Source organism: Rhodococcus sp. NPDC056506 (assembly GCF_042794945.1).
Taxonomy (GTDB): Bacteria; Actinomycetota; Actinomycetes; order Mycobacteriales; family Mycobacteriaceae; genus Rhodococcus_F.
This window is the reverse complement of record NZ_JBHTSW010000022.1, coordinates 59,140-83,347: the sequence shown is the minus strand read 5'-3', so window position 1 is coordinate 83,347 and position 24,208 is coordinate 59,140. Positions and strand designations below refer to the sequence as shown.

At 63.0% G+C, this 24,208-nt stretch carries 23 protein-coding genes and 1 other RNA gene; 10 read left to right on the top strand and 14 right to left on the bottom strand.

What is annotated here, in order from left to right:
• Positions 1–21 precede the first annotated feature (21 nt).
• Both ACFQ6H_RS18490 and ACFQ6H_RS18485 read right to left on the bottom strand, forming a co-directional pair.
• A complete protein-coding gene (locus ACFQ6H_RS18490; protein WP_378647772.1) occupies positions 22–1,302 on the bottom strand; it encodes an NAD(P)/FAD-dependent oxidoreductase in 1,281 nt (426 codons plus the stop codon).
• On the bottom strand, positions 1,299–1,943 hold the full coding sequence (locus ACFQ6H_RS18485; protein WP_378647770.1) for an alpha/beta hydrolase: 645 nt from the start codon (positions 1,941–1,943) through the stop codon (positions 1,299–1,301). Before ACFQ6H_RS18485 ends, ACFQ6H_RS18490 begins: the two co-directional genes overlap by 4 nt.
• Positions 1,944–1,996: 53 nt before the next feature.
• Here ACFQ6H_RS18485 and ACFQ6H_RS18480 point away from each other — a divergent pair, with 53 nt between their 5' ends.
• The 3 genes from ACFQ6H_RS18480 (at position 1,997) to ACFQ6H_RS18470 (ending at position 5,298) form a co-directional block, all read left to right on the top strand.
• The gene (locus ACFQ6H_RS18480; protein ID WP_378647768.1) at positions 1,997–2,827 is read left to right on the top strand and encodes a GNAT family N-acetyltransferase; all 831 of its coding nucleotides are present in this window, start codon (positions 1,997–1,999) and stop codon (positions 2,825–2,827) included.
• A gap of 105 nt (positions 2,828–2,932) precedes the next feature.
• A complete protein-coding gene (locus ACFQ6H_RS18475; RefSeq protein ID WP_378647766.1) occupies positions 2,933–4,216 on the top strand; it encodes a DUF222 domain-containing protein in 1,284 nt (427 codons plus the stop codon).
• Between the two features lie 101 nt (positions 4,217–4,317).
• Positions 4,318–5,298 (top strand): alkaline phosphatase family protein, encoded by a 981-nt coding sequence (locus tag ACFQ6H_RS18470; RefSeq protein ID WP_378647764.1) that lies wholly within the window; start codon positions 4,318–4,320, stop codon positions 5,296–5,298.
• Positions 5,299–5,399: 101 nt separating this feature from the next.
• Here the strand turns inward: ACFQ6H_RS18470 and ssrA are convergent.
• The 3 genes from ssrA to ACFQ6H_RS18455 all read right to left on the bottom strand — a co-directional run bounded on the left by ssrA (position 5,400) and on the right by ACFQ6H_RS18455 (position 8,373).
• Positions 5,400–5,770: a transfer-messenger RNA gene (ssrA, locus tag ACFQ6H_RS18465) on the bottom strand.
• Between the two features lie 66 nt (positions 5,771–5,836).
• Positions 5,837–7,393, bottom strand: a complete 1,557-nt coding sequence (locus ACFQ6H_RS18460; RefSeq protein WP_378647762.1) for an SDR family oxidoreductase — start codon at positions 7,391–7,393, stop codon at positions 5,837–5,839.
• A 20-nt stretch (positions 7,394–7,413) separates the two neighbouring features.
• Positions 7,414–8,373 (bottom strand): NAD(P)/FAD-dependent oxidoreductase, encoded by a 960-nt coding sequence (locus ACFQ6H_RS18455; RefSeq protein ID WP_378647760.1) that lies wholly within the window; start codon positions 8,371–8,373, stop codon positions 7,414–7,416.
• 65 nt (positions 8,374–8,438) lie between these two features.
• Here ACFQ6H_RS18455 and ACFQ6H_RS18450 point away from each other — a divergent pair, with 65 nt between their 5' ends.
• Positions 8,439–9,023: a helix-turn-helix domain-containing protein gene (locus ACFQ6H_RS18450; protein ID WP_283303635.1), complete on the top strand. Its 585-nt coding sequence runs from the start codon at positions 8,439–8,441 to the stop codon at positions 9,021–9,023.
• A 51-nt stretch (positions 9,024–9,074) separates the two neighbouring features.
• Here the strand turns inward: ACFQ6H_RS18450 and ACFQ6H_RS18445 are convergent, their stop codons facing one another.
• The 7 genes from ACFQ6H_RS18445 to prfB all read right to left on the bottom strand — a co-directional run bounded on the left by ACFQ6H_RS18445 (position 9,075) and on the right by prfB (position 14,733).
• Entirely contained in the window at positions 9,075–9,932 is an 858-nt protein-coding gene (locus tag ACFQ6H_RS18445) for an EamA family transporter (RefSeq protein WP_378647791.1), read from the bottom strand.
• Positions 9,933–9,940: 8 nt separating this feature from the next.
• Positions 9,941–10,414 carry an SsrA-binding protein SmpB gene (smpB, locus tag ACFQ6H_RS18440; protein ID WP_003942330.1) on the bottom strand — a complete coding sequence of 158 codons (474 nt, stop codon included), beginning with the start codon at positions 10,412–10,414 and terminating at the stop codon, positions 9,941–9,943.
• 87 nt (positions 10,415–10,501) lie between these two features.
• On the bottom strand, positions 10,502–11,407 hold the full coding sequence (gene ftsX / locus ACFQ6H_RS18435) for a permease-like cell division protein FtsX (RefSeq protein ID WP_378449174.1): 906 nt from the start codon (positions 11,405–11,407) through the stop codon (positions 10,502–10,504).
• A gap of 81 nt (positions 11,408–11,488) precedes the next feature.
• Positions 11,489–12,169: a cell division ATP-binding protein FtsE gene (gene ftsE / locus ACFQ6H_RS18430; protein ID WP_020969258.1), complete on the bottom strand. Its 681-nt coding sequence runs from the start codon at positions 12,167–12,169 to the stop codon at positions 11,489–11,491.
• A gap of 71 nt (positions 12,170–12,240) precedes the next feature.
• Positions 12,241–12,723: a hypothetical protein gene (locus ACFQ6H_RS18425; protein WP_378647758.1), complete on the bottom strand. Its 483-nt coding sequence runs from the start codon at positions 12,721–12,723 to the stop codon at positions 12,241–12,243.
• The gene (locus ACFQ6H_RS18420; RefSeq protein WP_019747849.1) at positions 12,720–13,604 is read right to left on the bottom strand and encodes a mechanosensitive ion channel family protein; all 885 of its coding nucleotides are present in this window, start codon (positions 13,602–13,604) and stop codon (positions 12,720–12,722) included. Before ACFQ6H_RS18420 ends, ACFQ6H_RS18425 begins: the two co-directional genes overlap by 4 nt.
• Before the next feature lie 22 nt (positions 13,605–13,626).
• Complete coding sequence (gene prfB, locus ACFQ6H_RS18415; RefSeq protein ID WP_058038579.1) at positions 13,627–14,733, bottom strand: peptide chain release factor 2; 1,107 nt, start codon at positions 14,731–14,733, stop codon at positions 13,627–13,629.
• A gap of 133 nt (positions 14,734–14,866) precedes the next feature.
• Between prfB and ACFQ6H_RS18410 the strand changes: the two genes are divergently transcribed.
• The 3 genes from ACFQ6H_RS18410 (at position 14,867) to ACFQ6H_RS18400 (ending at position 17,836) form a co-directional block, all read left to right on the top strand.
• A complete protein-coding gene (locus tag ACFQ6H_RS18410; protein WP_378647756.1) occupies positions 14,867–15,361 on the top strand; it encodes a beta-class carbonic anhydrase in 495 nt (164 codons plus the stop codon).
• Between the two features lie 19 nt (positions 15,362–15,380).
• On the top strand, positions 15,381–16,163 hold the full coding sequence (gene hisN, locus ACFQ6H_RS18405; RefSeq protein WP_378533960.1) for a histidinol-phosphatase: 783 nt from the start codon (positions 15,381–15,383) through the stop codon (positions 16,161–16,163).
• Positions 16,164–16,297: 134 nt separating this feature from the next.
• On the top strand, positions 16,298–17,836 hold the full coding sequence (locus ACFQ6H_RS18400; RefSeq protein WP_378647755.1) for a multicopper oxidase family protein: 1,539 nt from the start codon (positions 16,298–16,300) through the stop codon (positions 17,834–17,836).
• On the opposite strand, the gene ACFQ6H_RS18395 is transcribed toward ACFQ6H_RS18400, so the two are convergent.
• Both ACFQ6H_RS18395 and ACFQ6H_RS18390 read right to left on the bottom strand, forming a co-directional pair.
• Positions 17,830–18,468 (bottom strand): response regulator, encoded by a 639-nt coding sequence (locus ACFQ6H_RS18395; RefSeq protein WP_378647753.1) that lies wholly within the window; start codon positions 18,466–18,468, stop codon positions 17,830–17,832. The two genes, ACFQ6H_RS18400 and ACFQ6H_RS18395, sit on opposite strands and share 7 nt — an antisense overlap.
• Positions 18,465–19,610 carry a sensor histidine kinase gene (locus tag ACFQ6H_RS18390; protein WP_378647751.1) on the bottom strand — a complete coding sequence of 382 codons (1,146 nt, stop codon included), beginning with the start codon at positions 19,608–19,610 and terminating at the stop codon, positions 18,465–18,467. The genes ACFQ6H_RS18395 and ACFQ6H_RS18390 overlap by 4 nt, the downstream gene beginning before the upstream one ends.
• A gap of 103 nt (positions 19,611–19,713) precedes the next feature.
• On the opposite strand from ACFQ6H_RS18390, the gene ACFQ6H_RS18385 reads away from it, so the two are divergent.
• The 3 genes from ACFQ6H_RS18385 (at position 19,714) to ACFQ6H_RS18375 (ending at position 24,204) form a co-directional block, all read left to right on the top strand.
• The gene (locus ACFQ6H_RS18385; protein WP_378647789.1) at positions 19,714–21,162 is read left to right on the top strand and encodes an acyl-CoA dehydrogenase family protein; all 1,449 of its coding nucleotides are present in this window, start codon (positions 19,714–19,716) and stop codon (positions 21,160–21,162) included.
• Between the two features lie 27 nt (positions 21,163–21,189).
• On the top strand, positions 21,190–22,395 hold the full coding sequence (locus tag ACFQ6H_RS18380; RefSeq protein ID WP_378533968.1) for an acyl-CoA dehydrogenase family protein: 1,206 nt from the start codon (positions 21,190–21,192) through the stop codon (positions 22,393–22,395).
• 171 nt (positions 22,396–22,566) lie between these two features.
• Positions 22,567–24,204 carry an acyl-CoA synthetase gene (locus ACFQ6H_RS18375; RefSeq protein WP_378533970.1) on the top strand — a complete coding sequence of 546 codons (1,638 nt, stop codon included), beginning with the start codon at positions 22,567–22,569 and terminating at the stop codon, positions 24,202–24,204.
• The last annotated feature ends 4 nt before the right edge of the window (positions 24,205–24,208 follow it).

Sequence of the window (24,208 nt, the reverse complement as noted above, 5' to 3'; positions counted from 1 at the left end):
CGGGCGGTGTGATGGGTGCGGTCACGGCCACCGACCTCCGACGCGTTCGGCGGCGCGCAGGCCCGACAGTGCACCGTCCTCGTGAAAGCCCCATCCGTGGTACGCGCCGGCAAACGCGAGTACGTTCGAGTCCAACTCGGGAAGCCGTCCCTGAGCTGCGACGGAAGTCGGCGTGTACTGCGGATGCTCGTAGGTCATCTGATCGATCACCGACTCCGGCGACACCATCTCGCCTCCCCCCAAGGTCACTATGTATCGCCGGCCCGTATCTGGGAGCCGTTGCAACCTCGTCATGTCATAGCTGACCAGAACGTGATCGGGCTTCGCGTTGCATTCCGGGATGTAGTAGTTCCATGACGCGCGCGCATTGGTGTTGTCGGGCAGCACATTTTCGTCGGTGTGAAGTTGGGTGTGGTTGACGGAGTACGGCATTGCGCCGAGGACCTGCGATTCGACGGCCGTCGGTTCGGCCAAGATCTTCAGCGCTTGCTGCGGATGCGTTGCGACCACAACTGCGTCGAAGGTCTGGATTTGGTCGTCGCCGTCGCGAATGTCGACGCGATCGCCGAACCGGTGGATGGCGCGCACCGGGGTGTTCAGCCTGATGTCGCCGATACTCTTGGCAACCAGGCGAACGTATTCAGCCGATCCCCCGGTAACCGTCCGCCAGGTCGGAGATCCCGTCACGCTCAACATTCCGTGATGATCGAGGAACGAGAACAGATACCGCGCAGGATATTTCAGCGCCGAGCCGGGATCACACGACCAGACTGCCGACACCAGCGGCGTCATGAAATGAGCGGTGAAGTAGTCGGAGAACCGGCCGCCGCGCAGAAACACTCCCAGTGTCTGGTCGGGTGCCGACGGATCCGTGTTGTCGAGCAAAGCACGGGCACGGCGATGGAACCGCTTGACCTCCATCAGCATCGACAGAAAACTGCCATTCACCAGCAACCCCGGCGTCGGAAGAACGCCGCGCAACCCTTGCCCTCCCGAGTACTCGAGCCCGCAACCCCCACACCTGACCGACATACTCATATCGGATTCCTGCGTAGGCACGTCGAGTTCTGCGAACAATCGCAACAAAGTCGGATAGGTGCGATCGTTGTGGACGATGAACCCCGTGTCGATGGCGAGGCTTCGCCCTTCCGGGTCGGTGACCGAATGGGTGTCCGCGTGCCCACCGAGCCGTGAATCCGCTTCGTAGAGCGTCACGTCACTGTCCTTACTCAGCACCCACGCCGCTGTCAGACCCGCGACGCCACTGCCGACGACTGCAACCCTGCGCTTGTCGGAACTCATCGTCGTTCTCCCGTCTTCGTCGCGGCTACCCCGCGGCTCATCCCTGCAACTGCATCGGCGACGAGGCGATGCCAGGTCGCCGCCCGGCGGAGCATGAAGTGCCCGGCGCCGTCGATGCCGAACCATTCGGCGCTCTTACCAGACTTCTGCAGTTCGTCAACTTTCCGACGAGACGCTGCCGGGTCAGTCCAGGAGTCGGCCGTGCCGTGGAGCACCACCAGTGGTGTGTCGGAACGCAGATTCACCGATGTTCCTTCGAGCGTTCCTTCCGGCCACCACGGCGCCAGCGCAACCACACCGACCACCGCCGGATCACCACACAGTTCAGCGGCAACTCGTCCACCCATCGAGTGCCCGAGCAGGATCACCCGAGCTTGTGCATCACGTCTCGTGATCGCGTCGAGTGCGGCTCGGGCATCGGTAACCGGACTGCGCTCGGCGCCGTTCCAACCACGGACCCGGTACCGAACCTGCACCGCTGTCACACCGGAGCGGCGAATCCGAGCAGTGAACGGGCGCATCCGAAGGTTGGACAGGTGCCACGCGCGGGCAGGGCGATGGCTCGAGACCTTTCCTCCAGGCAGCACGAGCACCACCAGGTGCTGGTCACCGTCCTGCTCTTGCCGTCGGTTAGGCGTCATGCAAGGCATTCGGAGCCGAAAACCATTTGGATGGGGTTCGTAGAATTTCTTTTGTGAATCGCGAAGCACCCGTCGGCGACGTCCTCGTCGCCATGGACGCCAACTTGGTCTCCCATGCCTGCCACCTGCATCAACACTTACCGACGGCGTCGGTCACTCTCGCTGCAGATGTTGTCGTCGCAGACAGCGGCCTCGCCGACGACACTTTCAACATCATCGCCGGCGCTCGCTTAGCCGTACCTGATGAAGGCCCTGATGAAGGCCCTGATGAAGACCGACGACTGCTCGACATTCTCTCGTCGATTCGAGCAACGGGACGTCCGTTCTCCTGGTGGACGGGTCCGCGCGACAAGCCCTCAGACCTCGGCGCTCGCTTGTCAGCCCTCGGCTGCGTGCGCTCCGAGGAAGAACGCGCGATGACGGCAGACCTAGACGTCGTCCCGCGCCCAACGCCTGTCCCAGAACTCTCCGTTCAGCGAGTGACGACTCGTTCACAGCTCGCCGACTATGCCGCCGTGATGGCCGCTAATTGGACGCCGCCCTCGGCGGCAGTAATTGGCTTCTTCGAAGAAACTGCCCATGCCGTCCTCGATGAGCGTTCGTGCAGTTCGTTTGTCGTCGGGTACGCGAACTCCCAGCCCGTCGCCGGAGCCGAGGTCCATTTTGCTGCCGGCGTCGCCGGACTGTACGGCGTCGTCACACTCGACGCGGCCCGCCGACGCGGATTCGGCTCGGCGGTCACCCTTGCCGCGCTCGACATCGCCCGCGAGCGGGGCGCCCGAATCGCCGTACTTCAGGCGTCCAGCGACGGCGCCCAGCTCTATCGAAACCTCGGCTTCGAGGATGTCGGCACCTACGCCGAGTACTCGATCGGCTGCGGTTAGACGTCCCCGCGGGGACGCTTTCAGTCCGCATCCATGGATGTCGGTACCCACATCTAGTATCGAACGTACATTCGAAACGATGTCGGACGCGAGCCGGGGGCAACCATGAACGCAGCACTGATCAACAACGCAGCACTGACCGATGAAGAGACGCGGGGTTCCGCCCGAGAGGATGTGGAGGAACTCGGCTCCGAAATCTGCGCTCTCGCCGGCCAGATCGCCGCGGCCACCGCCCGATTCCTCACCCTCCTGTCGAAATTCGACGAAGACCGCGGCTGGACCGGCCCTGGACTGCACTCGTGCGCCCACTGGCTGTCGTGGAAATGTGGAATGAGCCTGCATACCGGCCGGGAATACGTTCGCGTCGCCAAAGCACTCCGACCATTACCTGAGATGCGGAAGGCCTTCGAGCAAGGCCGGCTGTCCTACTCGAAGGTTCGCGCACTCACTCGGGTCACCACGCCGTCCAACGAAAAGCAGATGGTTCGGTTCGGCTGTGAAGCACCCGCAGCCCAGATCGATCGCCTAGCCGCCGGTCTGCGTAAAGCAACCGACAACGAATCCGGTAAAAGCAAAGCACCCGAACACCTTCAGGTCCGGTGGCATTGGGACCCGGATACGGGCGAATTTGTCATCAAAGGACGCCTGCCCGCGCAGGACGGCGCCCGAATCCTCGCAGCGCTGGCGGTGGCGGAACGCGAACGCACCCGAACCGCTGCCATCCGCCCTGTCGACGAGACGGCCACAAAGAACCCAGTCGGAAACATCGGGCCAGGCCTGGTCGCCATGGCCGAGCTCGCCACCACCGTGGTCGCAGACCGCGCGTCCAAAGCCGCCACCAACGAAGTTGTGTTCTTCCACGAAGCGAACACCGTCCGAGTACCGAGTGGACCCGCGCTCCCACGAAATGCCGCCGAGGAAGTGCTCTGCAACGCGAAACTTCGTCTGGGAACGACAAAGGAGGGATGCGTTCTGAATCTGGGCCGACGGACCCGTGTCGTCAGCGCCAAACAAATGCTGGCATTGAATTATCGCGACGGGTGTTGCCGCACACCAGGTTGCGGGCGGACTCGTTTCCTGCACGCGCACCACGTCAAATTTTGGGGACGCGGCGGCACCACGGATCTGGACAACTTGATCATGCTTTGCGGAACCTGCCACCGCGCGCTGCACGACGGCCAGTTCACCATCACTGCACTCGGCGAGCAGAAGTTCGAGTTCCTTTACGCCAATGGTGACGTCATCGACCCAGCACCGCCGACCGAAGGATTCGCCGATGGCCTACTGCGCGGAGAGATACCCGACGATGCGATCACCGCGACATGGGACGGCGAACCTCTCCACCTCGATCACGCGGTCAGCGTCATCCTCGACGGCTGGGCCGCCTGAGGAAACATTGGTCTAGTCCAATCTGAATCTGCCGTGAACAGCAGGACAACCCTCACATCCAGGTAGTGCAATTGGTCTAGTCCTATCGCAAGATGCTTAGCGTGACCAAGAAAATCGCACGCACCTCAGCCGCCATCACACTCCTCCTCGCCGGAGCGGTAGCAGCCGGAACTGCAACCGCTGCAGCAATTCCCGGATCATCCGACCTCAATCCGTCGGCCGCCGAGAAGACAGTTGTCATCGGCCTCGACGGCACCATGCTCAGCCACATCAAGACCGCCGACGCTCCCCGTCTCCAGAGGCTGATCGCCGAAGGAACCAGCGGAGAATCTTCCATCCTCGGCCACACCACCATCTCCGGACCGTCGTGGTCGACGATCCTGACCGGAGTCTGGGACACCAAGCACGGCGTCAAGGACAACACGTACGCGGGCGCCCGCTTCGACCTCTACCCGAGCGTCTTCACCCGATTGGAAACAGCAAAGCCCTCCCTCCTCACCGAATCGATCTCCACCTGGGGCGGCATCGACAACATCGCTTCCAGTGGGACACCGAAAGCTGACGTTGTCGTGACCACTGCCGATGCAGGTTCCGAAGCGGCCACCGACGCTGCAACGGCAGACGCCGTCGCCCGGGACATCACCGACAAGGGACCTGACCTGATCTTCACCCAACTCGATCAGGTGGACGGCGCGGGGCACAGCGGCGGCACCAACGGCGCTGCGTACGACGAGTCGATAGCGTCGGTCGACGCCCAGGTGGGCAAGATTGTCGATGCTGTCGATCAGCGCGCAGCGAAGACCGGTGAGAAGTGGACTGTACTGGTCACTGCGGATCACGGGCACAAGCCCGCCGGTGGGCATGGCGGTCAGACACCGGCGGAAGCAACGACATTCGTCATTGCACGCGGCGCGGGATACGCGGCTGGCAAGACCACCGACGCGTACACGATCGCCGACATCACTCCGACAATCCTCCAGAGCTTGGGCGTTGCATTGCCTGCCGATCTGGACGGCAAGCCACTAGCCGAGGAAGCTCCCGGCTTCGTCGGCTCGGTCGACCTGGGATTCTTCGGCTCCTGATCGCAAGAAGTCCCGAGCGCGGCAGCAAAGCGCCGCAACAAAACAGCAGCAAGGCAACAAAAAGGTCGGACCGGAGAGCGTGTGCTCTCCGGCCCGACCTGTTGTGGAGCTGCCGGGAATTGAACCCGGGTCCTACGTTGAATCGCTAGGGCTTCTCCGTGTGCAGTTCGCTAAGTCTCTACTTGGATCTCCCAGTCTCGCGAACAAGCCAGGATGACGATCCCAGTCACTGTTTGATGTCCCATTCGACTCCGTGACCGAGCCGAACAGTAAAGCCCTCTAGCTGATGCCAGGAACCGGGTCGAGGGCAACCCCGGGCTGACAGACACGCTTCGCTACTTAGGCAGCGAGAGCGTAGTCGCGCTGATTGGAATCGGCGCTTATAGGTTTGCAGCGACGCTTACGGTGGTCTCTTGCCTGCACCGACACGCTTCCCCTAACTCAACACACGCAGTCGAAACCGTTCAGCCCCGTGTGTGCCCCGCGTCTTTCGTGGGGCTATTCACTATAACGCGCCGAAGTTCGGAAGTCATACCAATTAATCGGCGGCACTTTCCGTGTCCCTCGCCCCAGCCGTGTCCTTCGCCCCAGCCGTTTCCTGCACTGCAGCCATCTCACGCTCGGCAGCACCGGTGATGTTGGTGATCATGCCCTGAAAGACAACTCCGTGGAAGGGCAGGATCGAGTACCAGTACGCCCGGCCGGCGAGCCCACGCGGAAAGAAGACCGCCCGCTGATCGAGGTGCGAACCCACCGGTCGGCCGTCCGCGCCCGTCGGACCTTCCGATACTCGCAACTCCAACCATGCCCCGCCGGGAACCTTCATCTCGGCGCGCAAACGGAGCAACTTGCCTCGATCGATCTCTTCGACGCGCCAGAAGTCCAGGGCTTCACCGGTGTTGAGTCGCCGGGGATCGCGTCGACCTCGGCGTAGGCCGACACCGCCAACTGCTCGATCCATCCACCCCCGGATCGCCCACGCCAAAGGGAATGAATACCAACCATTCTCACCGCCGATCGACTCGACGACCGACCAGAGGGTTTTCGGATCGGCAGCACAGTCCCGTTCGCGATGATCGACGTAGACCGCTTCACCAGCCCAATCCGGGTCGGATGGAAGAGGATCGGAGGGTGCTCCCGCGATCGTTGCACCGGACCACGCCGTCTCCACCTCACCGGTCTCGATCTTGTGAAGTGCCAAACGTACCGCTTCCCGATAGGGCGTGAGGCCACCGGCGGGAGGCGGGATGAACTCGTCGATGTCGTGATTGTGCATCACCGCGTCGTTCTGCAGTGACTCGATCAACGGCATCGCCAAGCCTCGTGGGATCGGGGTGACCAATCCCACCCAGTGACCTGCCAGCCTCGGCGTGAGAACAGGCAAGACGAGGATGCGGCGACGTACCAGTCCTGCAACGTCGGCGTAGGTGTTCATCATCTCGCCGTACTGCATGACATCCGGCCCACCGATGTCGAAGGCGCGGTTGACCTCCGGCGTTGTTGCCGCGGCTGCGGTCAGATAGTGGAGTACGTCACGCACCGCGATCGGCTGGATGTTGTTGTGCACCCACTTGGGGGTGGTCATCACCGGAAGTCGATTGGTCAAGTGGCGCACCATTTCGAAGGACGCCGAACCCGAACCGATCACCACTCCAGCTTGGAACACAACCGTCGGAACCTCGGAGTCGAGCAGGATCCGACCGACTTCGAGCCGAGACTGCAAGTGAGTCGACAGCTCTCGGTCGGACGGATGAAGACCACCGAGGTAGACGATCCGGCGCACCCCCGCATCGCGTGCGGCGGCGGCGACGTTCTGCGCACTCCGCTTGTCGATGTCAGAGAAAGAGCCTCCCCCGCCCATGGCGTGAACGAGGTAGTAGACCACGTCGATGTTGTCGAAAACACCTGTGAGTGAATCACTGTCGGTCAAATCCCCGCGTTTGATCTCCACCGAATCATGCCAGGGCACATCGCGAAGCTTCTCGGGACTTCGCACCACCACCCGCACGTGGTGTCCCTCTTCAACCAGGCGAGGGGCAAGACGTCCGCCGATGTATCCGGTCGCACCCGTGATCAACACTCTCACTGCGTCCATCACCCCACGCTACGCAGAATTCAGCTCCGAAGCGCGAGTGCAACCTCGAGGTCGTCGTTCGTCAGCATCATGTTGATCCCCGCCCCGGCCTTCGCCCCGGCGGCTGCGGCCATGATGACCTGGGCACCCGGATCGACGACGTTGCCGGCGGCGAACACGCCGGGCACACTTGTGGCCCCCATCATGTCGACAGTGACGAAATCGCCCATCATCGTCTCTGCGCGCTGCGCGCCGAAGGTACGCAAGATCGCATCGTTGGGATCCATCGTGAGGACGCCGCCGACAAAAACCGCCGAACGCGCAACCACAGTGCCGTCCACCAATCGCACGCCCACCAAGCGATCGTCCTCTACGGCAGGACCGGCGACCTCACCCTCCACGATCGAAATATCTCGGGCTGCAAGCTTTTCCCGATCTTCGGCACTCAGTTCGGTGATTCGATGGAGGAAGAGAACCACGTCGTCGGACCACTGGCGCACCATGAGTGCCTGGTGCATCGCAAACTCCGCGCTCTTGGCGATCACGCCGAGCGGCTGATCACGCACGCTGTACCCGTGGCAGTACGGGCAGTGCAACACGTCGCGGCCCCATCGCTCACCGAAGACTTCGAGTTCTGCCGGTAGACGGTCCGTCAGGCCCGTTGCGACAAGGACTTTGCGTACCTGAATCTTGCTGCCGTCAGCGAGTTCGACGGAGAAATCGGCCGAAGGATCCTCACTGTCCCGTGTCACGGAGACGACCGTGCCGTCGTGGAACTCGCCGCCGAATTTGCGGACCTCACCTCTGCCGATGGTCAACAGTTCGGCTGGGTTCATGCCGTCACGGGAGAGGAATCCGTTCATGTGGTCGGCGGCCGCGTTTCGTGGCGATCCGTTGTCGAAGACGATCACGGACCTGCGTGCCTGACCGAGAATGAGTGCGGCGTTGAGGCCTGCCGCACCGGCTCCGATTACTGCTACGTCGAATGAGTTCTGCGTCATGAATCCAGAATGACAAGAGAACGCAATCTTGACAAACACTGTTGCCACTTTGGCAAAATGAATGCATGACCGAGACATCGTTCGAAGCCGTGCTAGCCGGCATCGGCCCTCGCCTACGTGCGCTGCGCCAACAGTCCGACATGACCCTGGCCGATTTGTCGGAGGCCACCGACATCAGTGTGAGCACACTGTCGAGACTCGAATCAGGTACTCGCCGAGCCAACTTGGAGCTTCTGCTGCCGATCGCCAAGGCACACGGCGTCCCGTTGGACGACCTCGTGAACAGCAAGATCAAAGATCCGCGCGTGCGAGAAGAACCTCGGACGGTCGGATGTATGACGGTCATTCCGCTGACGAGCCAGCCCGGCAATCTGCAGGCCTACAAGATGATCATCTCCCCCACCGACGACGATCGCGAGCCAGGATCTCACGAGGGTTACGAGTGGGTCTACGTTCTGTCCGGGCGCATCAGACTCCAACTCGGCGACCGTGATTTCATCATGGGTGCCGGCGAGGCAGCCGAATTCGATACACACATCCCGCACCGCATCAGTGCTGCCGACGGTCGACCGGCCGAGGCGATCAGCCTCTTCGGAAAACAAGGCGAGCGGGTTCACCTACGCGCTGCACCGGCCGACAGACGCGGCTGAAACACTGAGCCTGAAAACGCTGGGACGGAAAACGCTGGAGCTGAAAAGAATCTAGGCGCCCGCGACGGCAATCATGCCGACTGCCGCGAGCGCCAACAGCATTCCCGCTTGTTGCACGCGGCTGACCCGCTCGCCCAGCATCACCATCGCGAGCAGAACCGTCGCAGCCGGGTACAGCGAACCGATCACGCTGACGAGCGAGAGCATTCCGCCTTGGAAGGCGTAGATCATCGTCCCGTTGGCGACGACGTCGAGGACGCTGACGTACACCGCGAGCTTGAGTGGCTCACCTCGCGGGAGAACGAAGTGACCGGCCGCCAACGCGACCAACCACACCACGACGGTCGCGGCGCCGCGAGATACGGCCAACGCCCACAGCCCACTACCCTCGCCGATCTGGTGAAGTGCGATGAACGAGAGTGCAAAAGCCCCACCGCTTCCGACGGTCAGCAGCGCCACCTGTCTGGTGAAGCGGAGAGTGATTCCGCCGGCAACTTCACCCGCGGTGTCGTCGGGCGACTCGCGACTGACCAGAACGACGGCGACCAACGCGACGGCGATACCCAGGTACGCGATCAGTCCCGGCCGTTCACCGAAAGCAAATCCGACGAGCACCGGAATACCCGCCACCAGAACGGCGGTGAGCGGCGAGACCACTGACATGGGGCCGGTCGCCAACGCGAGATAGAACCACCACACCGCCAGACCACTCGTGATGCCGGCGATCGCACCCCAGATCAACCCGTTCAGCGTCAGCGTCCCGGAAACGAAAGGTGCTGCGATCAACACGGTGACGAGCGAAAGCGGATACGAGACGATCACCACGCGCAGAGCGGCAACCCGTCGTGACGCAACTCCACCGACGAAGTCGCTGACTCCGTAGGCAACTGCCGCCACGAGGGCAAGCAGGATGGAGGTCAGCGCATGCCCTTGATACGACGACCGAGCTCGCGAGTCACCTCGCGCTCGGCGGTGCGCTTGGCCATGTCCTGGCGCTTGTCGTAGTCCTGCTTACCCTTTGCCAGCGCGAGTTCGACTTTGACCTTGCCGTCGTTGAAGTACATCGACAGCGGGACCAGCGTCTGGTTTCCCTCGCGGGTCTTGCCGACGAGGTGCTCGATCTCACGCTTGTGCAGCAGGAGCTTTCGGGTACGACGCGGCGAATGGTTGTTCCACGTGCCTTGCGTGTACTCCGGAATGTGCAACGAGCGCAGCCATACTTCGCCGTTGTCCACGGTTGCGAAGGCGTCGACGAGCGATGCCTTGCCCTCACGCAAACTCTTGACCTCGGTCCCGACGAGAGCGATGCCGGCCTCGTAGGTGTCGATGATCGTGTAGTTGTGGCGTGCTTTGCGATTGGTCGCAATGACCTTGCGGCCCTTTTCCTTCACTGTCCGGGCCTCTCAGTCCGCTGTCTTGCTGTCGAATACTGTCTTACCGTCAAATACAGTTCCAGCATAGAAGCTCGTGCAAACCGATTATTCGCGGACGTACAGACGCAGCGTCACATACGCCGTCACCGCGGCCATTCCGACTCCGGCAAGCACGAGGATCGGCGAGACGAACAGCACGTCGCTGTTGGAAATCCGCGCCACGATGTTGGCTTCGTAGACGTCGGCCAGGACCCCGTCGATGAAGACGTTCTTCGCGGTGAACAGTCCGGCGATGGCGAGCACCGCACCGATCAAGGCCGCGACGACGGCTTCGAGGAGGAACGGAAGCTGGGTGTACCAACGCGTCGCGCCGACCAATCTCATGATGTTGACCTCGGTCCGACGCGTGAACGCCGCGATCTGGACCATGTTGGCGATCAGCAGGATCGCTGCGATCGCCTGGACGATCGCGATCGCGAATGCCGCGTTGCGCACTCCGCCCAGCACGCTGAAGAGTCGGTCCACCAACTCGCGCTGATTGAGCACACTCTCGACGCCGGGCCTCGAACCGAAGGTGTCGTTGATGACGCCGAACCGCTCCGGGTCACTGAGCTTGACCTTGAACGACGCCGGGAAGCTGTCCGGGCTCACCAGCGCTGCCAGTTCGGGCTGGTCCTTGAACACGCGCTCGGTGGCGTCCTTCACCGCGTCTTCACGGTTGAGGTACTGAACCGCGACGACGGACGGAGTCTGCTCGAGTTCCTTGCGCAGCGAACTGCAGATCTCCTGCTCGCAACCGGGATCGGCCGAAGAGATGTCGTCGGTCAGGAAGATCTGCACCTCGACGCGTTCGAGGAAGATCTGCTGGGTCTTGCCTGCCATCTGCACGACCAGCAGACCACCGCCGAAGAGACCGAGGGAGATCGCCGTCGTCAGGATCATGGCGATGGTCATCGTGATGTTGCGGCGTAGGCCGGTCAGTACTTCGCTGAAAATAAAGCTGGCGCGCATCGGGGAATCCGATTCCTTTTCGAGAGGCCGGTTGCTTCACGACAACCGGTGGGCGTACGGGACGTGTGGTCGTAGTCGGCGCTACCTGCCGACGCCGTACACACCCCGCGCTTCGTCTCTGGTCACCTTGCCGAGATCGAGTTCGATGACGCGTCGACGCATGGAGTCGACGATGTGGTGATCGTGGGTCGCCATGACGACGGTGGTGCCCGTGCGGTTGATCCGCTCGAGCAGCAGCATGATGTCCTGGCTCGTTTCGGGGTCCAGGTTGCCGGTGGGCTCGTCGGCGAGCAGGACGAGTGGGCGGTTCACGAATGCACGAGCGATGGCGACGCGCTGCTGCTCACCGCCGGAGAGCTCGGTGGGCAGTCGGTCGGCTTTACCGGCCAGACCGACCATGTCGAGCACCTCGGGAACAGTGCGCGCGATGACGTTGCGGGGCTTGCCGATGACTTCCAACGCGAAGGCGACATTCTCGGAGACCGTCTTCTGCTGAAGCAAGCGGAAGTCCTGGAACACACAGCCCATGCTCTGACGTAGCTTCGGCACACGGCGGGCCGCCAACTTGTTGACGTGGAAATCTGCGACCTCGATATCGCCGGACGTGGGCGACTCCATCTTGAGCAGCAACCGCATGAACGTCGACTTGCCAGAGCCGGAGGGGCCGATGAGGAAGACGAACTCCCCCTTCTCCACCTCCACGCTGACTTTGTCGAGCGCCGGCCTGGTGGAGGCCTTGTAGGACTTCGACACATTCTTCATGCTGATCACAACTAGCCAGTCTAGCCGTTATCTAACGGTGACCTTGGCGCCACGCGCGAGCACCCTCGTCCTTATCCGGTACCGGTGGTCGCAGGTGACTGCGGCACCGAGGTCGGTGCCTGCATCGCCGCGCCGGGTTGCGGGACGGTCGTCGTCGCAGGAGTGGTCGGCACGGTGGTCGCGGACTGTTCGGCGTTGCCCGGCGCAGGCGCGGGACCCGAAGTCGGCGTCGGAGAACCGGAACTGCCCGTACTCGTTTCCGAGGACGGGGTCTCGGAGGTGGTCGTCGGCTCGGTCGACGACGGTGCCGGGGTTGTCGTCGACGGCTTGACCGACGGAGCGACGTACGGCTCGGTCACCGACGTGTCTGCGCTCGGTGGCGGAGTCGCTGCCGGAACTTCCGGATTGAGGTACGTGTACAGCAGATACGTCAGTATCCACGCCACGATGAGGATGAAAGTCGAAGTTCGCATCCGGCCGCCGAAGATCCGTGACGGTAGCCAGTCCAGGTGAATCAGTCGGTCGAGTCCGCGACGCGGTTCCTGATCGGTCATTCGCTCGCCTCCTCGGTCCGTGCGGTGTGCAGATCCGGTGACACCGTGATCCCCTGACGTCGCAGCGCTGCCGCGACGCGGACGCGAAGTGCGCGTCCGACCTGGAATTGTTTGCCAGGAAGCGTGCGCGCAACCATCCGCACGTTGACCTGATCGACCTCGAGGCTTTCGACGCCCATGACGGTGGGCTCGTCGAGCAGGAGTTTCTTGAGTCCGCGGTCGGCCATCGCGTCGACTCCGACCTGACGAAGTACCTCGTTGACCCGGGTGAGGTCGGCAGTCGCCGGTACCGGAACGTCGATGACGGCGCGGGCCCAGTCCTTGGACAGGTTGGTCGCTTTCACGATCTGGCCGTTGGGGACGGTGATGACCTCGCCGTCGGAGTTACGCATCCGCGTCACTCGCAGGGTCACGTCCTCGATGACACCTTCGGCGTCGTCGGAGGATCCGGTGATCGCAAGCCGGACGGTGTCACCGAAGCCGTACTGGCGTTCGGTGATGATGAAGAAACCGGCAAGGATGTCCTGCACGACGCGCTGCGCGCCGAAACCGAGCGCCGCACCGAGAACGGTCGCCGGCGCGACGAGACTACCGATCGGCAGGTTCAGTTGGTCGAGAACCTTCAGCGTCGCGATCACGTAGATGAACGTGATGACCACCCAGGTGATGACCTGCGCGACCGAGTGACGATGCTTGGTCGCCTCCGAGCGAACCAGCGCATCGCCCAACTGATAGTTGGAGTCGATCTGGTCGGTGACCTTGTTGCCTCCCCAACTGACCAACCGGGCGAGAATCATCGCGCCGAGCACGGTCATGAGGACGGACAAACCGGTGGTTTGAAGCCAATCGAGCAGGTTCTGCCCAGGTCTGAGTAAAGTCATCGTGCCTTTCGATATCCGAACGCTATGCGGACTGGTTCTCGCTCATGCGCCAACGGATGCCGGCCTCGAGGAACCCGTCGATGTCACCGTCGAGCACTGCCGACGGGTTGTTGACCTCGTACTCGGTACGCAGGTCCTTGACCATCTGGTACGGATGAAGGACGTAAGAACGCATCTGGTTGCCCCACGAGCTGCCGCTGTCGCCCTTGAGCGCATCCATCTCGGCGCGCTCCTCCTGGCGCTTGACCGCGAGCAGCTTGGCCTGCAGAACGCGCATCGCCGACACCTTGTTCTGGAGCTGCGACTTCTCGTTCTGACAGGTGACGACGATTCCCGTCGGGATGTGTGTGAGTCGAACTGCGGAGTCCGTGGTGTTCACGGACTGACCACCGGGACCGGACGAGCGGTAGACGTCGACTCGGATGTCGTTCTCGTTGATCTCGATGTGGTCGGTGGTCTCGACGACCGGCAGGACCTCGACCTCGGCGAACGACGTCTGGCGGCGGCCCTGGTTGTCGAAGGGACTGATCCGGACGAGCCGGTGAGTGCCCATCTCGACGGACAGCGTTCCGTAGGTGTACGGGCCCTTGATCGCGAACGTCGCGCTCTTGAGTCCGGCTTCTTCGGCGTACGACGTGTCGTAGACCTCGACGCCGTAGTCGTGCTTCTCAGCCCAGCGGATGTACATGCGCATGAGCATCTCGGCCCAGTCCGCGGCGTCGATTCCGCCGGCACCGGAGCGGATGTTGATCAGTGCGTCGCGCTCGTCGTACTCGCCCGAGAGCATGGTCTTGACTTCCATCGCCGCGATGTCTTCACGCAGGCTGGCTCGCTCGGCGTCGGCATCGGCCAGCGCGTCTGGTCCTTCGTCTTCGGCCAATTCGTAGAGGATCGGCATCTCGTCGAGCCGCTCGCGCAGTGCCACGATGCGCCGCAGTTCGGCCTGCGCGTGGGAGAGCTGGCTGGTGACCTGCTGGGCGTGTTCCTGGTCGTTCCACAGACCCGGGTCGGCTGCCTGGTGCTCGAGCTCGTCGATGCGTCGGCGCAGCTCCTCGACGTCCACAACCGATTCGCAGGTGCGAAGGGTGGTGTCGAGGGCGTTCAGGTCTGCAATTACGTCGGGATGCACGGTTCTCAAGGCTACCGGGTGCCGACCTCGGCTCTGCCGTGCGTCACCTTCTCAGGTCCACCGCGCGTCACGTATTGAGATCACCGGGACTCGAAGCCTTGCCAACGTCGGCCTGAGGGAACCTACTGGAACGATGACTGTCACCGACGAATACCTGCAGAACAACGCCGCCTACGCCGAGCAGTTCACCGGACCGCTCCCCCTCCCACCCAGCAGACACGTCGCCGTTCTCGCCTGCATGGACGCCCGCATCGACGTCTATCGGGTGCTAGGAATCAAGGAAGGTGAATCGCACGTCATCCGCAATGCGGGTGGAGTCGTCACCGACGACGAGATCCGATCCCTGGCCATCAGCCAGCGGCTGCTGGGAACCACCGAGATCATCCTCATCCATCACACCGACTGCGGAATGCTGACGTTCACCGACGACGACTTCAAGCGTTCGATCCAAGACGAGATCGGCATCAAACCCAACTGGGCCGCCGAATCGTTTCCCGACATCGACGAGGACGTTCGTCAGTCGTTGAAGCGCATCGAGAACAGTCCGTTCATCACCGCGACGACGTCCCTCCGCGGATTCGTCTTCGACGTCGCGACCGGAAAGCTGAAGGAAGTCCTCCCCGTTTGAGCCGGTAGGTTGTGTACCCGTGACCGATCGCGCATCCGACCTCGCACTCGCCCTCCGTATCGCCGACGAGGCTGACGCGATCACTCGCGCCCGCTTCGGCGCACTCGATCTTCGAGTGGACGACAAGCCGGACCTCACCCCCGTCTCCGACGCCGACCTCGCTGTCGAGCGGGCAGTGCGCGCGACGCTCGGTGCGCATCGGCCTGCAGACTCCGTGCTCGGCGAAGAATTCGGCGGCGACGCAGTCTTCGAGGGCAGGCAGTGGGTGGTCGATCCCATCGACGGGACCAAGAACTTCGTCCGCAACGTACCGGTGTGGGCCACTCTGATCAGCTTGCTCGAGGACGGCGTCCCGGTCATCGGCGTCGTGAGCGCACCGGCACTGAATCGGCGATGGTGGGCTGCAACAGGATTGGGCGCACATACGTCTTTCGGAGACGGCGATGCGCGGGCAATCCAGGTATCCGCCGTCGATCGCAGCGAATCTGCGAGCCTGAGCTTCTCGAGCCTGTCCGGCTGGAAGGACCGCGGAATTCGCGACCAGTTCGTCGAACTCACCGACCATGTGTGGCGCGTGCGCGGTTACGGCGACTTCTTCTCCTACTGCCTCGTCGCCGAAGGTGCCGTCGACATCGCTGCCGAACCCGAGGTTTCCCTGTGGGATCTGGCAGCGCTCGATGTTCTGGTCCGTGAGGCCGGCGGTGCGTTCACTGATCTGGACGGCGGCGCGGGTCCTCACGGCGGCAGTGCGGTCGCCACCAACGGCCTGCTGCACGAAGACGTTCTGACCCGCCTGCGGTAACCCCGGTACCAGAACATCCCACCCGCCGCAAGGGTCCGAGGGAGGAGTCCCGACAGGCCCGTCGGCAGGATTCGGCAGCGCGCCGCGACCCGTTGACTGGAAGTAGTTGATCACGCACTACTTCCAGGAGAACGATGAACCGGATTTCCAGGCGCACGATTCTGTTCGGTCTTGCCGCCGCGCCCCTCGGGCTCGCAGTGGGCTGCGGGGCCAACTCGGCAGCACGAAGCGCCGCACAGGCGGTACCCGGAACCTCTCGCCCGCTACCGGTTCCGCCGCTGGCCGAATCGACGGTCGACGACGCCGGCGTTCGCCACTTCACACTCCGCGCCGGAGCCGCAGCCACCGAGATCGTCGCGGGAAAGATCACCGACACTTGGGGTTTCAACGGATCCATCCTTGGACCGACCATTCGAGCCACACGCGGAGAATCTGTCGCATTCACGATCGACAACACACTGGCCGAGCCGACGACCGTCCACTGGCACGGCATGCATCTGCCGGCAAAGTTCGACGGTGGCCCGCACCAGACCATCGAAGCCGGCGGACGCTGGGAACCAGCGTGGACGATCGACCAAGCGGCTTCGACGCTCTGGTATCACCCACACCCGCACGGATCCACCGAGCGGCACGTGCAGCGCGGACTCGCCGGACTGTTCCTGATCGACGACGCCGATACCGACAGGCTGGACGTCCCCAAAACCTATGGGGTTGATGATGTTCCGTTGATCATCCAGGATCGTCGATTCCTTGGCGACGGCAGTTTCGACGAGTCCGACCCGACCGACATCGGCCTGCTCGGCGACACGATCGTCACCAACGGCATCTCCGACGCCTACCTCGACGTCACCACCGGGATCGTCCGGCTGCGCATCCTGAACGGCTCTTCCGGTCGTCTTTACAACCTGGGGTTCCCCGACGACCGGACCTTCGATCTGATCGCCACCGACGGCGGACTGCTCGAATCACCGATTGCGGTCAAGCGGATTCAGCTCAGCCCCGGTGAAAGAGCTGAGATCGTGGTTCGAGTCGACCCCGGTGCGACGACCACATTGGTGTCGTTCCCGATCGAGGACGGCGGGGGCGTGAACTCATCGGACGCAGAGAACTTCGGCATGAACGACCGCTTCGACATCGTCGAACTGCGGGGCGTCGGCACTCGCGCGTCGCGGTCGACTCTCCCGCCGCAACTGGCCGCCCTGGCGCGCCTCGACCCGTCGAAGGCACGCGTTTCCCGAACCTTCGATCTGCAGTGGTACATGATCAACGGGCAACGAATGGACATGAACCGCATCGACTTCGAGGCCGAGGTCGGCGCGATCGAAGTGTGGACGATCACCAACAAGGACAACTGGCCGCACAACTTCCACGTCCACGACGTGCAATTCCAGATCCTCGACGTCGACGGCCGCACTCCTCCGCCTCACTTACGCGGACCCAAGGACACTGTATACACACCGCCGGGCAGCAGGATTCGCGTCGCGCTGCAGTGGTCCGAGTACACCGACCCCACCTTCCCGTACATGTTCCACTGCCACCTGCTGATGCACGAGGACCAAGGCATGATGGGCCAATTCCTCGTCCTCGAGCCGGGACAGAAGGCGGCTCCGATGCAGATGGACATGCCGATGGACATGCCGATGCCGTCTTCTGGTGCGCACTCCGGTCACTGACGGTTCTGCAGGTGGTACACCGCGAGGCGAACCCGATTGTCACAGCCGGTCTTCGACATCAGGTTCGCCACGTGCGTCTTGACCGTGGTCACACCCAGATGGAGCGCGTCCGCGATCTCCTGATTGCTCTGCCCTTCCGCCACCAATGCGAGGACCTGTGATTCGCGCTCGGTCAGCGGAACCTTCTCCGTCACAGCAGTGTCGGCGTCTGCGCCGATCACCGCCCGATCCACGACGCGGCGGAGCAGTTCCGGGGAGAACACCATCTCTCCCTCGGCGATCCGTCGAATGGCGCTGAGCAACTCGGTCGGTTCGGTGTCTTTCACCAGAAACCCGGATGCCCCGGCGGCGAGCGCGGGATACAGGTGATCGTCGTCGTCGAAGGTTGTCAGCACGAGAATGCGTGCTCGCCGACCGGCCTTGACGATCTGCTGTGTGGCACCGATCCCGTCGAGCCCGGGCATCCGCAAATCCATCAGGACCACGTCGGGATCCAGTTCGGCAGCAAGCGCTACCGCCTCGACCCCGTTCGACGCCTCACCCGCTACGGTCATGTCTTCGGCTGCCGTGCACAACATCCGTAAACCCGCACGCACCAGTCGCTGGTCGTCGACGATCAGCACCCTGATCACGAGGCACCGCCTGTGGTGACGAGTGGAATACTCACGTGGACTTCCCATTTCCCGTCGCTGTTGATGCCGGCAGTCATCTCGCCGCCGACCAGTTCTGCACGCTCACGCATTCCGACCAGTCCGTGTCCGGCACTCCTTGCCGATCCCTCGCAGCTGTTGATCACCCTTACGTCCACCCGACCGTCGAGACGACGAACCGAGACCGAGACCGACCCCTTCCGATCGCCATGCTTCATGACGTTGGTCAGTGATTCCTGAATCACCCGTAACAACGTCAGCCTGCCGATCGCATCGAGATCAGCTGCGCCTGACTCGACATTCCCCTGAACATCGAAGTCGGCCTGCACCTCGAAACCCGCTGCACGCACACGATCGACCGCCGCCGCGATTTCCGCGTCGACGGCATCCGGCTCGACCAGAGCAACCTCGCCGAGCGAGGGATCACGAAGGGCTATCAGAAGGCGACGAATATCGGTCAGCGCATCCGACGCCGTGGCACGCACATCCGCGAGGACCTCACGCACGGCCTCGTCCTGGGGCGCCAAGACATGCTGAGCCACACCGATTCTCAAAACGATCGACGCCATGTGGTGCGCAACGAGGTCGTGGAGTTCGCGGGCGAGCGCGCTCCGCTCCGCAGCGCGGGTCTGCGCAAGATTGTTCGCGGCCAATTCACGCTGCGAGCGCAAATACAGCCCGAGCAGCAGCGGCAACCCCACGTAAGCAAGCACTTTCACAGCAGTGGTGACCGACCAGAGTGCTTCGTGAGATTCGAACCAGATCCCCGCGAGCACCGAACCGCACCAGCCTGCTGCCGAAACGGCGACCCACTCTCTGCGATCGGCCCGCATCGTGACGTCGACAACCGCTACCGCGCCGAGGTACGGGACAAGTTCGGACAGCCCCCAGGCGTCGGCGACGAACATCGGAATGGCCAGCGCCGAGACGATCAGGGACGCGAGGACCGGCCATCGACGGCCGGCGACGAAGACGAGCGCCGCCAGCATCGAGAAGATCCAGTAGGTGAGTGGGACTCGATACTCCCCGGGATACGTGCTGGCGATCAACAGGCACGGAACAACCACCAGCGGCGCGTAACGCACGTACCGCTGTATCCGATCTGGCACCTCTGTCCGGTTCACCCGTCGAGCCTATGACGCGCATCATTTTGCCGTTTCTCGACAACAGACCTTACTGATGAGTAAGATAAGAATCGTCCAACACCCCAACACCGAGAAACAGCTGGTGATCATGACCAAGCAAGACAGTGTTGCCCCCGACAAGAGCGCTCAGCGCAGCGAATCGGGCGCGCAGCGCGGCGGCGCCAAGGGTGCGCCCCGCGACACGTCCGCCGTCGGCCTGAACCCGATCAAACGCGACGCCATGGGCGCAGCCATGCGCGTGCTTACCAAGATCACCGGTTCGGAACTGGCCGAGAAGTTCAATCTGCGTCAGACCATCGATCGCGTGACCTACGAGGGCACCAAGACGGGCTTCAAAACCCTGGGCGCCGCTACTCGCGGATTCCAGAAGGTCTCGGGCAACGGTGCACCCAAGCGCCTCCCCGACAACCCGAGCAAGAACGCCGACTACTTCGACCTCACCCCGGACGACGATCAGAAGATGATCGTCGAGACCGTGCGCGAGTTCGCGGCCGAAATTCTGCGTCCCGCGGCCTATGACGCCGACGCTGCAGCGCAGGCACCCGCCGATCTCTCCAAGCGTGCGGCCGAGCTCGGTATCACGCTGATCAACGTTCCCGAAGAACTCGACGGAGCGGCCGCCGATCGTGGCGCGGTCACCAATTCTCTTGTTGCCGAGGCACTTGCGCACGGAGACATGGGTCTGGCACTGCCGATCCTCGCACCCAGTGGTGTTGCAGTCGCACTGACCCAGTGGGGCACCGACGCGCAGCAGAAGACCTACCTCCCGGCGTTCACCGGCGAGCAGGTACCCGGCGCAGCAGTGGTGGTCAACGAGCCCCGCGCTCTGTTCGACCCGTTTGCCCTGCAGACCAAGGCAGTTCGCTCGCCCAGCGGCTACAAACTCAACGGCGTCAAGAGCCTGGTGCCGGCAGCGGCCACATCCGAGCTCTTCGTCATCGCCGCAGAACTCGACGGCAAGCCGTCCTTCTTCATCGTCGAGTCCGACACCAAGGGACTTGTCGTCGAGGCAGATCCCAGCATGGGTCTGCGCGCCGCCGGTCTGGGTCGCCTGATCCTCACCGACGTCGCGGTGCCGGAATCCGCACTGCTCGGTGACGGTGACGCCGATCAGCGCAAGGCCGAATACGCCGACGCGATTCGCCTGGCCCGCCTCGGTTGGGCGTCCATGGCCGTCGGAACCAGCCAGGCAGTTCTCGACTACGTGATTCCGTACGTCAACGAGCGCGAAGCGTTCGGCGAGCCGATCAGCCACCGCCAGGCGGTTGCCTTCATGGTCGCCAACATCGGCATCGAACTCGACGGACTGCGTCTGGTCACGCTTCGCGGCGCTTCACGCGCCGAGCAGGGCTTGTCCTTCGCCCGCGAATCCGCTCTGGCCCGGAAGCTGGCTTCCGAGAAGGGCATGCAGATCGGCCTCGACGGTGTGCAACTCCTCGGTGGACACGGGTTCACCAAGGAACACCCGGTCGAGCGCTGGTACCGCGACCTCCGTGCCATCGGCGTTGCCGAGGGCATCGTCCTCATCTGACGCCGCTGAACTTCCAGGAGAACCACGATGATCAACCTCGAACTTCCCAAGAAGCTCAAAGCATCAGCGAACCAGGCACATCAGGTCGCGGCGCAGATCTTCCGACCCATTTCACGTAAGTACGATCTGGCCGAGCACGAGTATCCCGTCGAACTCGACACCATGGCCGCCATGGTCGAAGGCCTCTCCGATTCCGGTGGAGACATCGGCGGTGCCAGCGGCGGACGTTCCGACGCGAGCGCCAAGGGCGGCAACGCCAACGGCGGCAACATGTCCGCGCTTCTCAACTCGCTCGAAACATCTTGGGGCGACGTCGGACTCATGCTCTCGATCCCCTACCAGGGACTCGGCAACGCCGCGATCGCCGCAGTGTCCACCGACGAACAGCTCGAACGTTTCGGCAAGGTGTGGGCCTCGATGGCCATCACCGAACCGAGTTTCGGTTCCGACTCCGCTGCCGTCACCACCACCGCTGTTCTCGACGGCGACGAGTGGGTCCTCAACGGCGAGAAGATCTTCGTCACCGCTGGTGAGCGTTCGACGCACATCGTCGTGTGGGCGTCGGTCGACAAGTCGAAGGGCCGCGCGGCCATCAAGTCGTTCGTCGTACCGCGTGACGCCCCGGGCCTGAGCGTCGCTCGTCTCGAGCACAAGCTGGGCATCAAGGCTTCCGACACCGCCGTCCTCCTACTCCAGGATTGCCGCATTCCGGCAGACAACATCCTCGGCAGCCCGGAGGTCAACGTGGAGCAGGGCTTTGCCGGCGTCATGCAGACGTTCGACAACACCCGCCCGCTCGTTGCAGCCATGGCCGTCGGCGTCGGACGCGCAGCTCTCGAAGAACTGCGCGCCATCCTGACCGAAGCCGGAGTCGAGATCTCCTACGACACACCGGTCTACAACCAGCATGCAGCTGCAGCCGAGTTCATCCGTTTGGAAGCCGACTGGGAGGCCGCATACCTGCTGTCTCTGCGCGCGGCGTGGATGGCCGACAACAAGAAGCCGAACTCGCTCGAAGCCTCGATGTCCAAAGCGAAGGCCGGCCGCACCGGCACCGACGTGACGCTCAAGGCAGTGGAGTTGGCCGGCACATACGGCTACTCGCAGCGCCCGTTGCTCGAAAAGTGGGGCCGCGACTCGAAGATTCTCGACATCTTCGAGGGCACCCAGCAGATCCAGCAGCTGATCGTCGCACGCCGCCTGCTCGGAAAGTCGTCCGCCGAACTGAAGTGACGGTCCCGTAGGTCGAATACCAGAAAAACAACATCGCACACGCTCCGCCCCGCCACCTTCCGAGATGGCGGGGCGGAGTCCTCGGTCGCCATCCGGAAATTCCACCACCGAGCCGTGTTTGCGCATTAGTGTGTAATCAGTCCTACAACGACGCTCGGAAGAGGTTCACGTATGCCCGGATTGGTCACCAAGGTCACTGACACCATCGGCGCGGCGGGGGTCATGTTCCGAGCCGGGCTCGTTCCGTTCCCTCGCCTCGATCGCGGACTCAAATCCATTGCAGCGGTAGACAAGTACGGGCCCTTCGCCGGGCCGGTCCACGCGCACGCCGAGAACGGCTACGACGCGGTGGCGATCATCGACGAACGTGGACCCATCACCTACGCCGAACTCGAACGTCAGAGCAACGCGTTGGTCCGAGCATGGCAGGCGGACGGCATCACGTCCGACTCCGTCATGGGCGCGATGTGTCGCAACCATCGTGGCTTGGTGCTGACCATGCTGGCTGCGGCAAAGAACGGAACCAAGCTCGTACTCATGAACACGGGCTTCGCTCGGCCCCAACTTGTGGACGTCGCCGCGCGCGAGAAGGTTGTCGCCTTCGTCTACGACGACGAGTTCGCGAACGTCGCCGATGCCTTGCCAGGCGACGTCGTCCGGTATCGCTCGTGGCCGGAGACGGACGCGTCGGCCGAAAGCTCCTCAGCGACGACTCTCGACGAGGCCATCGCCGGTCGCACCACGTCGTCGGTGCCGGCTCCCGAGAAGAACGGTGGCTTCGTTCTCCTCACCAGCGGTACGACTGGAACTCCCAAGGGTGCGCCGCGTGGCCACACCTCCCCGCTCGCTTCGGCGCAGTTCCTCGACCGCGTTCCGTTGCGCCGCGGACAGACCATGATGATGGCCGCCCCGGCCTTCCACGGCACCGGCGTCTCGCAGTTCGCTCTCGCCTTGGCGCTCGGGCAGACCGTGATCATGCATCGAAAGTTCGACCCGGAGAACACGATCAAACTTGTCGCGCAACACAAGTGCGACAGTCTGGTAGTGGTCCCGACGATGCTCGCTCGTATCATCGACCTCGGCCCCGAGGTGCTGTCCAAGTACGACACGTCGAACCTGAAGATCATCTTCTCGGCAGGTTCGTCGCTCTCCCCCGACTTGTGTAAGCGAGTCACTGCCTCGTTCGGATACGTCCTCTACAACCTGTACGGATCCACCGAGGTCGCCGTGGCTACGGTCGCGACTCCCGAGGACCTGACCATCGCTCCGGGAACCGCGGGCCGAGCTCCAGTGACGTGCCACGTCGAACTCTTCGACGAAAACAACAAGAGAATTACCACTCCCCACACGATCGGCCGAATCTTCGTCGCGAGCGGACTGAGCTTCGAGGGCTACACCGACGGACGGGACAAGGAACGTATCGACGGACTTCTCTCCACCGGCGACGTCGGACACTTCGACGCCAACGGCCTCCTCTTCGTCGACGGCCGCGACGACGACATGATCGTTTCCGGCGGCGAGAACGTCTACCCCCTCGAAGTCGAGAACCTCCTCGCCGACCGCGAGGACGTCCTGGAAGCCGCCGTGATCGGAGTCGAAGATGCCGACTTCGGCCACCGCCTGCGAGCCTTTGTCGTCGTCGCTCACGGCGCCGAGCAGAACTCCGACGAATTGAAAGACCACGTTCGGTCCAACCTGGCCCGTTACAAGGTTCCCCGCGAGATCGTCTTCATCGACGAACTTCCCCGAAACGCCACAGGAAAGTTGTTGCGCCGCGTCCTCATCGAAATGGAGGTCAGTGAGGACTGAGCGC